Here is a 10,381-nt window from a genome sequence, read left to right as displayed (position 1 = left end):
GTCAGTGTACCGCTGGAAATTTGATTAGGGAATCCGTGCTGTTATCTCCTGCTTACAATAGGCGACTGTTTCGTGGATTTGTTGTGCCTTAAACTGTTAACGGTTCCACAGACATGATTATGTCAACAAAAAAGGCGATCCGATTTTTTCCGGATCGCCTTTTGAAATGGCTTAATGTTGTGACGCTGAGTTAGTATTAGTTGCTGGCGCAGAACTAGACGTCGAAGCGGCAGCGGGCTGTGACGACGAGCTAGCGGCGCTACTGCTGTTGTCTGAAGGCGTTGAGGCTGTGGCAGCACTGGCGCTTTCGACAATGCTTGAAATCGAGCTAGAGCTGGATTCACTTTCACTCGAGCTTGATGTCTCAGAACTAGATGTGCTGCTAGTTGAGCTGGACTTCGAAGAACTGGCCACGGCGCTTTGACTGCTTGGACCATGCCCAGACAAGTACAATTCACGCGTGGTGCCGCTGGTGTTGCCCGTGATGGCAGTGCCAGGGTTAGAACCGGAGAGAATGTGGTAGACGTTGACGTTGCTTGGCTTGGTCCAATCGGTATTGGCTAAGTTGGCATGTTCGACTTCATATGCCATCAAGTACTTGTAGATCTTTTGGGCGATTTCTTGTTCGGTATAATCCATCCCAGCATAAGTTGGCTTGTCATAACCCGTCCAAACAGAAATCACGCGTTTCTTCGTGTAGCCGGTGAACCAGGAGTCTTTCGAGATCCCAGTGGCATTCAAGGCCGGGTTGGCTTTGAGTTCGTCATCAGTGTAATCGGTGGTCCCAGTTTTCCCAGCTTCATAAAGCCCAGAGACCTTAGCCGTTGAACCAGTGCCATCGCTTGAGGTCATCACGCCTTTGAGCATATCGGTGATCATATAAGCGGTGCTGGACTTCATCGCACGGGTGCCAGTGGCATCGAAGTTGGTGGTTGTCCCGTCGCCAGCGACGACTTTGCGCACATAGTAAGGCTTGTAATAAGTCCCGCCATTGGCAAACGCGCCATATGCCCCGGCTTCTTGTTCCGTGTTGACCGAAGCGCCGATCCCACTAGACAACGCTTGTTTTTCTGAGTCGGAAAGGGTGATGCCTAAGCCTTTCAAGAACTTCGTAGCGCGAGACATGCCGACAGTCGCTAAGGTGCGGACCGCTGGGACGTTACGCGAACCCACTAAGGCTTTACGCATGGAAATCGTCCCTTGATACTTCTTATCCCAATCGTACAGTTGAATATCGGTGCCAGGATAAGTGTAAGCCGAATCGTCGAGTAATTGATACGTCGAGTAGTTCAAGTACTCAATGGCTGGCCCGTAATCCATCAACGGCTTCATCGTCGACCCATTGGAGCGAGTGTTACGAGTGGCGCGGTTGAAGCCCAGTTGCACGTCGCCAGTTTTACGACCACCGATTTGGGCGATGACTTTACCAGAGTTAGGATCCGTCATCGTCACCGCCGTTTGCATTTTGTCACTAGGGAAGTTGATGTAATCCGAAGAGTTGACGATGTTGTACAACTTCTTTTGCGCATCGAGATCGATGTTAGTGTAAATGCGTAAGTTGGCAGTGTAAGGATTGGTGTTCATCTTCTTTTTGACTTCGGCGATCACTGAGGTCAAATAAGAATCGATCACTTTGTCATTCGTCGATGTGGCAGTGGTACTCTTTTGTGCCACTAAGCCGTCGGTGATCGGCGTGGCTTTGGCTTTGGTGGCTTCAGCGCTGGTGATCTTTTTATCCCGCAACATCGCATCGATGACGTCATCACGCCGAGATTTAGCCGCGGCTGGGTGCGTGTAAGGATCGTAAGTCGCAGGCGATTGTGGCATGCCGGCTAACAACGCGGTTTGCGACAGGTCCAACTTGCTCAAGTCTTTGGAGTAGTAATATTTCGACGCGGTGGCCATCCCGTATTGGTTGTTGTCCATCCAGACTTTGTTGATGTAGTATTCCAAAATTTGCGCTTTAGAATACTTTTGAGCGACTTGCATGGCCAGCCAAGCTTCTTGGGCTTTGCGGCGCAAGGTTTGATCGCTTGCTTTGGTGGAGAACACCGACAGCTTGATCAATTCTTGCGTTAACGTCGAGCCACCTTCAAGGCCGTTGGATTTCCCAGTGACGTTATTGACGAAAGCGCCAACGATTCGGATCGGGTCAACGCCAAACTTTTCTTTATAAAAGCGCCGATCTTCAATCGAAATGACGGCATCTTTTAAGGTTTGGGGAATTTGGCTGGAGTTGACGTACAAGCGGTTTTCCACGCCTAACGTGGTCAACTCTTTGCCTTTGTCATCGTAAATGATCGAGCTACCAGCCGAGGTCAACACTGCTTGGTTCACTTTCGGGGCATCTTTGGCATAATAGGCAAAAAGCGCCAACCCGCCGATCAACACTGCGACAAAGGCGATGGCGAGCCATTTTAAAATGCGAACGAACAAGTTGCCCTTAGGCTTTTTCGCAGGGGATTTTTTACGGCGATTGGCCATGCGAGACGGTGCTGGTTTACTCATCGATGATTCCTACCTTTTTTGTTTGAATTAACCAATCGACGCCAGCAAGATATGGGATCGGTGGTTGTAATTTCGGGTGCAGTTCAAATCCGTTGGTTTCAATGTCTGTTAGCGGGATCGATTTGCGCCCACCGGTGTCAGCGGCTTGCCAATACATGATCAAGTTGCTGGCCGGGTAAACGAACAAACGATGCAAGGTGACAAAGCGCATCACCACAAAACACACACCCGCTTGCCCTAAGCATTCCGAAAAATGCCGAATTTGATGCGGGTGGAAGTTTTTCAAGGGAAAACTGGCTTTGTTTTTGGTTTCCTTGGCTTCAAAATCTAAGTATAACCCTTGATACACGCCGTTGTAGTCGGTGGTGGAAGGGGTTTTAAAATAGGCTTCTTTGATCACGGCTTGGGCGCGCGACGGGTAATCGACTTTGACGATTTGAATCGGGGTGGGCTTTTTGTACACCACCGCCATGCGCAATTGCCGATAATAATCATTCGTGGCATTGAGCTCTTGTTCCAACGTCATCCCGCGCCCGCCGTAATTCACCGCTTGCGCCGCAGTTTGCGCGCCGCCTTGGTATGGCTTACCATTAGGGTAATGAATTGGCATGTGATCACACTCCTAGTTGGTATTATACCAGCTTTTTGTGAAATCCCTAACGCCTACCACTAAAGGAGTGAAAATATGGGCGATCGACTGTGGATCAGTGGCTATCGGTCTTGGGAATTAAGCGTTCATGGCGACGCAGACCCGAAATTGACAGTGATTAAATATCTTTTAAAAAATGAACTCGTCACCGCCTTGGAAGATGGTTTGGAGTGGGTGATCACGGGTGGCGAGCTCGGTGTCGAGCAATGGAGCTTGGAAGTCGCGCTTGAATTGCGCAAAGATTACCCACAATTGAAGACGGCTTTGATGACGCCATTTACGGATTTTGGCAGTCATTGGAATGAAACCAACCTCGGCAAACTCGAAGCTTTACAAAGCCAAGTGACCTTCACGCGGGCAACCAGCGATGCGCCGTATCAACAACCCGCCCAATTATCTGGGTATAATCGCTTTATGGCCCAGCACACAGATGGCGCGTTATTTCTATATGATACCGATTATCCTGGTAAAGCAGAATATTTGTACAACGTCGCCATTGCCGAAAGCAAACGCCGCGATTATCCCGTGAAGGCATTGAGTATGGATGACTTAGAAGACGCTGCGCGCGAATTAAGTGACAATTCGTGATCACAGAATTTTTTCAGATTGCCCGTGCAATGCTTGTAAAGCTGTGGTATGATAAATACATCCTGTGCTGTGATGATGAGGTGTTCGATTATGGATAACAAAAGCGACGCAACTTTCTCCGTCAAATACGGACCTAAAGATATCTTGGACAAAAGCTTCAAGAACAAAGTCCGTGGGTATGATCCTGATGAAGTCGATGAATTTCTGGATGGGATCATTCGTGACTATGAAAGCTTTACGGCGGAAATCGATCGCTTAAACGAAGAAAACAACCGGCTTTTCAGCCGTGTTGATGAGTTGACCAAACAACTCAACGTGTCTAAAAATGTTGCCACGGCGACGCCACAAGCACCAAGTGGCAATGTCACCAACTATGACATTTTGAAGCGTCTCAGCAATTTGGAACGCCACGTCTTTGGCTCTAAGCTTTCAGACGGCGGCAACAGTACGCAAAGCCATAACAATGGCGGCGGTATTGATCAATATTGATTTTTAACTTGTAAACCTTGAGTAATCGCGCCTAGCATCTGTTAGGTGAGGAAAGTCCATGCCCGCACTGGCTGCGATGCCAGTAGTGTTCGTGCCAGGCCCAATAAGCCTGGGTACTGAGAAATCGGTAACGGCGACTCAATTGCTAAAACTTCGGTCATGCAGGCGAGTCTGAAAAGTGCCACAGAGACGATGTCATCGGGAAACTGGTGGATTGGAACGGGTAAACCCCGCGAGCGAGTAACCCAAACTTTGGTAGGGGCGTCTGAGTAGAGGAAATGAACCAACGCTCAGACAGCGAAAGCTGAGATAGATGATTACTGAAGGTATCTGCTGCCTGGCAGGTACTGGAACAAAACATGGCTTATAGAGGTTTACAAGAGGCACGACCTGGGGCAACCTGGGTCGTTTTTTTATGATAATTTATGTATACTGAAACTGTTTGATTCAACCGTGCGTCACTGATTGGCGCCACGCTCACAAAGGAGTTGTCTTTTATGCAATATCAATTAGTTGCACATATGGCGGCAGGTTTAGAAGCACTGGTCGCCCGCGAATTACAAGCCCTCGGCTACAAGACCCGCAATGAAAACGGCAAAGTCTTTTTTGAAGGCGACGAAACCGCCATTGCCAAAGCCAACGTGTGGTTGCGCACTGCCGATCGGGTGAAGATCGTGCTCGGCCAATTCAAAGTCACCACGTTTGACGAATTGTTTGAAGGGGTCAAAGCCTTACCTTGGGATCACTATTTGCCAATGGATGCGGCGTTCCCAGTCGCAGGTCGCTCGATCCGCTCAATTCTGCACTCTGAACCTGATGTGCAAGCCATCACCAAGAAGGCAATCGTCAACAAATTATCTGAAGTCTACCATCGTCGCGGCCGCTTGCCAGAAACTGGTGCCACTTATCCGCTGGAAGTGTCCATTCTCAAAGATGTGGCCACACTCACCATCGACACCACCGGTTCCAGTTTATTCAAGCGGGGCTATCGGGTGGCTAAAGGGGATGCGCCATTGAAAGAAAACTTCGCGGCTGCTTTGGTGATGTTGACCAACTGGCATCCTGACATGCCGTTTGTTGATCCGACGACTGGATCTGGCACTTTACCGATCGAAGCGGCATTGATCGGACACAACATTGCCCCTGGGATGTTGCGGCATTTTGCCTTCGAAGACTTCCGCTTTATGGATCCTAAAGTCTTACAAGCCGTGAAAGACGAAGCGATGGACCAAGCCGACTGGGACATCAAGCTTGACATTCAAGGCTATGATATCAACCAAGAAATGATCACCATCGCCCAAGAAAACGCCAAGCAAGCAGGCTTGTTGAATGACATCACCTTCAAACAACTCGCCGCCAAAGACTTCAAAACCGACAAACCACGCGGCGTGATCGTGGCTAACCCCCCTTATGGGAAACGCTTAGGTGAACTCGATGCCGCCCGCAAGCTGTATCGAGAAATGGGCCAAACTTATGCGGCACTGCCTGGTTGGAGTAAATATATTCTGACGGCTGACCTTGGCTTTGAAAAAGTTTACGGATCCAAAGCCACCAAGCGTCGGAAGTTGTATAACGGGGCATTGCGGACGGATTATTATCAATATTGGGCGCAACGGACACCACGGAAGTAAAACGATCATCCCATCAAGTTTAAACGGACTTAAACACGAAATACTTGATCGCCGGAGTCAACCAAATCCATTAAAATAAAGGCATCTTCACCTGTAGTCGGTGAGGATACCTTTATTTTTGGTTCAGTGTTCCAATTTCTTGTAGTCGCGGTCAATAGCAAATTGAATCCAGCGATCGGGAACGAACGGCGCATCTTGATATGCAATCAGTGACTTAAACGCCTTGCCGAATTCAATTGCGCGTTGGTTTGTTTCAGGCGTTGGTTGGTTAAAAGTCTCGCAAAGAAGGTGAGCGTAGGCACACCCGCGCTGAACGCGCCAGTCAGCGTCAAAGCGTTGATGATACGTCAGAAATTCCGCGACAGTACGCAAGAGCTCGCCTTTTTGGAGGTACAGCGGGCCATAAGTCAAGAATGAACTCTTCTGATAGAATTCACTCTCACCAGGTGATCCTGGCTTAATTTTCGGCAGGATCGCCAGTGTCAAGGACTCGATATAGGGTTCAGTGACGCCAGGCAGGATCATTTTCAACAACAAAGCATCTAAATGACTGATCCACTCCAAACGACTGACATAGTCGATCACGATTTGTTGCGTTTTGGTAGAAATGCTAGGGGTGATTTCTTCTGGTGTCTCGCAAATTGGCTGAGCAAATCGAGCAATTGATGATTTTACGGCGTAGGTTTGCATTGCCAGCAACGCCGGCGGTAAATTGCGATGATCATCGACAAATTGCTGGACTAAGTTAAAGAAATCAGCCTTCGTATGCTGCTCGATCAATTCACCCATATCCGCCAAGTGGTGTTGAAGATGTTCAAACGAGGTCACAGCATCTTGACCAACAACCGCCCTAGCCAGTGGAATCAATAAGGTATCAAGTAGGGTTAACAATTTGGTGAACCCCAAGCTTATCTTGCCAGTTTCAAAGCGACTTTGAGTGGAAACGTTCCAATCGCCAATCGTTTCATCAATGGTAAGGCCACGTTGTTTGCGGAGTTTGGCAATTGCCTGTCCAGAGATGATTTCTTCGTTAGGCACAATTTCGAGACTTAATTTGTGGTTATCCTGGAGTGAAGGATTATGCCATGATTTCTTTGGCAAGGCATGTTTTGATTGAACGGAAGCTAAGAAATCAGCCATTTGATTTGCGTTAACTTGTTGCAACTGGTAAACAAGCTCACCAATATTATCATTGACAGATAAGCGTGAAGCGGCAATCAGCAAAGGCTTGGTGACAATATTGCGAGTACTTAGCTTGTTTTGAGCGAGTATCTGCTTGAGATCTTGGTGAATCATTGGCAAAAGTGGACCGTCATCGTGTGAAATCAAGACCAGTGCGGATATTGCAACAGTAAGATGTTGCCAATTTGGCCGCTCAACGGACTGCTTGGCGATTCTTTGCCAGATGAGACGCTTAAATTCACTGCTGGCTTGTGGCAAAACGGCAAGCAGAATCGTCGCTTCAACGTTTCCCCAAAGTAGCGGATGAGCTAGCAGGTTTGCAAGTTGCTGCTTCAACCTTGCTGTGGGTGGTTCATCGGAGGTGAGCAAGGGCAGTACCGTGTGAATCAGACGAGTCAGTGGTGTAATCGGTCTGGATGCTAAAAATATCTCTGCAGCAGTCCGAATTTCCGCGAGATCACCACGAACAAACGCTGAAAACGGGTCGGGAAATGAAGTGTCTCGTAAATAGTCGAGTTCTTCGGCATCCATCCCAATATTGACCATCAGCGCTTTTGCTGCATCCGCGCTAATATCAACTTGACCGTTTTCAAATCGGCTGATCGTGGATGCTGTCAATCCTTGCGCAGCGGCACGTAAGCTGATCTTTCGCTCTATCCGAAAGTGCTTAAAAATAGTTCCGATCATAAATTCTGGCTTCATTAATATCCCCTCGATGCCATTTTACCGATAAAAGAACCCTTATGCCAGATGACATAAGGGTTCTTGCAATTAAGCACCGATTGGTTCGTTCCATAAAGGTTCTAAGATCATTTGTCTCACCTCTTTTCTTTTACATCTTTGGTTCTGGGCTGGCACAGCCAGCCATGCGGGCGGAGCACGCGGCTTTTGCACTTGACCTTAAATTTGGCTGGCTTGCCAGCCCTCGTGCGGAGCACGCGATTTTGGGATTTTTGAGGTGTTTTTTGGCAAAAAAATAGCCTTGCTGGATTTCAAGGCAGAAGAAGGTAGTTTGTTTGAGCTTTTTATCTGAACGATTGCAGGCGTGATGGTCTCAAATTATACTTGCCACCACCGTTTGGCGATATGGACGTGACGAAAACTAGAGACGCTTATCTGGAGTTGTCCACGTGCTGCCAAGGTGTTTTCACGTTCAACTCAGCTCGCAACCTAATCATCGTGGATAATTAAAATGGCACCGACTTTCTGAATTCAGAAAATCAGTGCCGTTTTTGGCTGCACCTTCACTTTGGGGATGAGGAACAGTTGGTTGAAGAAAGAACCTCGGGGGTTCGAGGCTCCCTATAGGAGAAAATCCTGACCACTACGATTAAGGGACTCATGAAAGCCAATCGTGATGTGATCTGCTCGTTATTTTAAGGTTGGACGAGCGTTGAACCAGAATTAACCAACAAATCAAGGGAGGTGCTCCTATAGAATAAATTGTTGATCAGGCTTTTATGATCGTGCCGCTTGACGGAATCAGAACTGGTCAAGGCTTTAACCCACATGAACACAATCAGGGTAACGCACTGGTTCACAACTTACTCTATTAAAATACCACGCACGATCGAATGCATCTGATCAGCATTTTGGCCAAGATGGAGGATGGATATGAAAATTGCAAAGTTGATTTCAGGGATTATCGCTTTACTTGCTGGCTTTTCACCCTTGCTTCTCTCTTTGATTGGCCTCATAGCTGTTTTGGGTATGGGCGTGGGCAGCGTGATCACGGAGTTGATCGGGTTACTCACCGCGGTGGGCATGTTTGCTAGCGGTATTTTGCAAATCGTTGCGCATAAAACTTTTTACCCCAAATTAGAATTGTGGGCGATTGGGCTGATGCTTGTACTTTTTGTCATAGCGGTGATTTATCAGAAAGCTTGGACCGATCTATGGGCGCAAGTTGGTGTACGATTGTTGTTCGCTGTCATCATCTTTGGGGTGGAATTCAACGGTAACAGAACTAAACTGGCCTAAGGATAGTACTGAGATAGTCGTAATTCTGTCCGCGGTGATTTCAAATTGACAATATATACCAAGAAACTTACAATTGCGTTGAAACTGTGAATGGTTGGGCTAAAGGGTAGAACGACTGGAGGACATAAACATGGATATTTCTAAGAAATTGAGCGAACAGCAACAATCCGTCTCAGATTTAATTCACGAGTTATATAACTGCCTTGCACAAGCTGACGATCCAAAAACCAAAGATATTCGGGAATCCCTAATGCGGGCTTACCAGCACATTGGCCAACGTGATCCAGTTGTCGTCGCCAATAAGTTAGCGAATTACCTGCATTTCACCGGTTATAATGAGAAAATTAAATTCACAGAATCAGAACTTGAGCTGATTACACAAATTAGTCAGATCGGGCAACATGCCGGACTGAACGGTTCTTATCGTGCTTGGTATGGAGACAAGAGCCAATTCTAATCGCAAAAAATACCAGTTAAGCCGTTAATTTGGCTTAACTGGTATTTTTGCGTTCGAAGATTTCGACAAAGTTTAGTTGCGTTGCCCGCTGTGCATCGCCTTAAACGCCAGACCTAATTCCAGCAACACGACTGCCAAGCACGCATAGCTGAGCATCATCAGTAGAATACCTTTTAGCGCAAATTTGAACAGGTAAAACATCAAGATGATCGAGAAGCCTTCCAAATATACGCTGAAGACATGCAACAACTTGGCGTCTAATTCAGAGAAGGTGGCCGCTCGCTGTTGAAACACTTGGGCGAGGGCTTGCAAACCAAACGCAGCCACGTGAATGCCCATCAGCAACAACATCGCTGGCAGTAAGATCCCGTCAGAATAGTTGGCCGACATCACGATCGATCCGGTGAAGACATTTAATTCGACTGGCAAAGCGTGGCCGAGATGATCTTGAAAAAGAAATAAGATGATCAATTCCAAAATCAGCACAATGGCAAAATACATCCGATTCAATTTGCAACCCTCCAATGAAAACGAAATGATTAATTCTAAGTTTCGCATGTTCTCGTGGGTTAGTAAAGCAGAATTGATCAACCTTGCCAATCGTCTTAACGACTAATCGCGTTAATCCTTCAAGCTCCGAGTGCTATGCCGCATCCACAGGATATAAATCACATAGCTCACCACGGTCATAGAAATGACGATGCCTGCCAACCATTCACGCGACATAAAGTGCGTCGTTTGCCAAACCATGGTCAGACTTGTCATGATGCCAACCACGAAAGCCAAAAACGCTAGTGGAGTGAACAACGAATCGTGTTGATGCAATGCCAGAATTATCGCAACGGGCGTGCGGACAAAAACCTGGACTTCGGGTATGATGTCATTATGTATTCAAAA

Annotated in this window: 11 protein-coding genes and 1 other RNA gene; 6 read left to right on the top strand and 6 right to left on the bottom strand. The window is 47.4% G+C overall.

Annotated features, from left to right (window positions below):
* Nucleotides 1–171: 171 nt before the first annotated feature.
* A complete protein-coding gene (locus FD01_RS00055) occupies nt 172–2,508 on the bottom strand; it encodes a PBP1A family penicillin-binding protein (RefSeq protein WP_056962191.1) in 2,337 nt (778 codons plus the stop codon).
* A complete protein-coding gene (recU, locus tag FD01_RS00050; protein WP_056962190.1) occupies nt 2,501–3,118 on the bottom strand; it encodes a Holliday junction resolvase RecU in 618 nt (205 codons plus the stop codon). Before recU ends, FD01_RS00055 begins: the two co-directional genes overlap by 8 nt.
* Before the next feature lie 75 nt (nt 3,119–3,193).
* Here recU and FD01_RS00045 point away from each other — a divergent pair, with 75 nt between their 5' ends.
* On the top strand, nt 3,194–3,745 hold the full coding sequence (locus tag FD01_RS00045; RefSeq protein ID WP_056962189.1) for an SLOG family protein: 552 nt from the start codon (nt 3,194–3,196) through the stop codon (nt 3,743–3,745).
* Here the strand turns inward: FD01_RS00045 and FD01_RS16910 are convergent.
* The gene (locus tag FD01_RS16910; protein WP_162257327.1) at nt 3,676–3,846 is read right to left on the bottom strand and encodes a cysteine rich repeat-containing protein; all 171 of its coding nucleotides are present in this window, start codon (nt 3,844–3,846) and stop codon (nt 3,676–3,678) included. The genes FD01_RS00045 and FD01_RS16910 overlap by 70 nt on opposite strands.
* Between FD01_RS16910 and gpsB the strand changes: the two genes are divergently transcribed.
* From gpsB to FD01_RS00035, 3 genes are all read left to right on the top strand, one after another.
* Nucleotides 3,836–4,234 (top strand): cell division regulator GpsB, encoded by a 399-nt coding sequence (gpsB, locus tag FD01_RS00040; protein ID WP_056962188.1) that lies wholly within the window; start codon nt 3,836–3,838, stop codon nt 4,232–4,234. The two genes, FD01_RS16910 and gpsB, sit on opposite strands and share 11 nt — an antisense overlap.
* 13 nt (nt 4,235–4,247) lie before the next feature.
* An RNA gene (gene rnpB / locus FD01_RS15595) (RNase P RNA component class B) lies at nt 4,248–4,606 on the top strand.
* Nucleotides 4,607–4,731: 125 nt separating this feature from the next.
* Nucleotides 4,732–5,865, top strand: a complete 1,134-nt coding sequence (locus FD01_RS00035; protein ID WP_056962187.1) for a THUMP domain-containing class I SAM-dependent RNA methyltransferase — start codon at nt 4,732–4,734, stop codon at nt 5,863–5,865.
* Between the two features lie 123 nt (nt 5,866–5,988).
* Here the strand turns inward: FD01_RS00035 and FD01_RS00030 are convergent, their stop codons facing one another.
* Nucleotides 5,989–7,749 (bottom strand): helix-turn-helix domain-containing protein, encoded by a 1,761-nt coding sequence (locus tag FD01_RS00030; RefSeq protein ID WP_054718596.1) that lies wholly within the window; start codon nt 7,747–7,749, stop codon nt 5,989–5,991.
* 912 nt (nt 7,750–8,661) lie between these two features.
* Between FD01_RS00030 and FD01_RS00025 the strand changes: the two genes are divergently transcribed.
* Both FD01_RS00025 and FD01_RS00020 read left to right on the top strand, forming a co-directional pair.
* Entirely contained in the window at nt 8,662–9,027 is a 366-nt protein-coding gene (locus FD01_RS00025; protein WP_056962186.1) for a hypothetical protein, read from the top strand.
* Between the two features lie 130 nt (nt 9,028–9,157).
* Nucleotides 9,158–9,484, top strand: a complete 327-nt coding sequence (locus FD01_RS00020; RefSeq protein WP_054718602.1) for a bacteriocin immunity protein — start codon at nt 9,158–9,160, stop codon at nt 9,482–9,484.
* 72 nt (nt 9,485–9,556) lie between these two features.
* Here the strand turns inward: FD01_RS00020 and FD01_RS00015 are convergent, their stop codons facing one another.
* A complete protein-coding gene (locus FD01_RS00015) occupies nt 9,557–9,994 on the bottom strand; it encodes a hypothetical protein (protein ID WP_054718605.1) in 438 nt (145 codons plus the stop codon).
* A 111-nt stretch (nt 9,995–10,105) separates the two neighbouring features.
* Nucleotides 10,106–10,249: a hypothetical protein gene (locus tag FD01_RS00010; protein WP_156647249.1), complete on the bottom strand. Its 144-nt coding sequence runs from the start codon at nt 10,247–10,249 to the stop codon at nt 10,106–10,108.
* Nucleotides 10,250–10,381 lie beyond the last annotated feature (132 nt).

Origin of the sequence: Lacticaseibacillus manihotivorans DSM 13343 = JCM 12514, from assembly GCF_001435035.1 — a bacterium.
Taxonomy (GTDB): domain Bacteria; phylum Bacillota; class Bacilli; order Lactobacillales; family Lactobacillaceae; genus Lacticaseibacillus; species Lacticaseibacillus manihotivorans.
The sequence above is the reverse complement of the archived record's forward strand: the minus strand, read 5'-3'. Positions and strand labels throughout refer to the sequence as shown.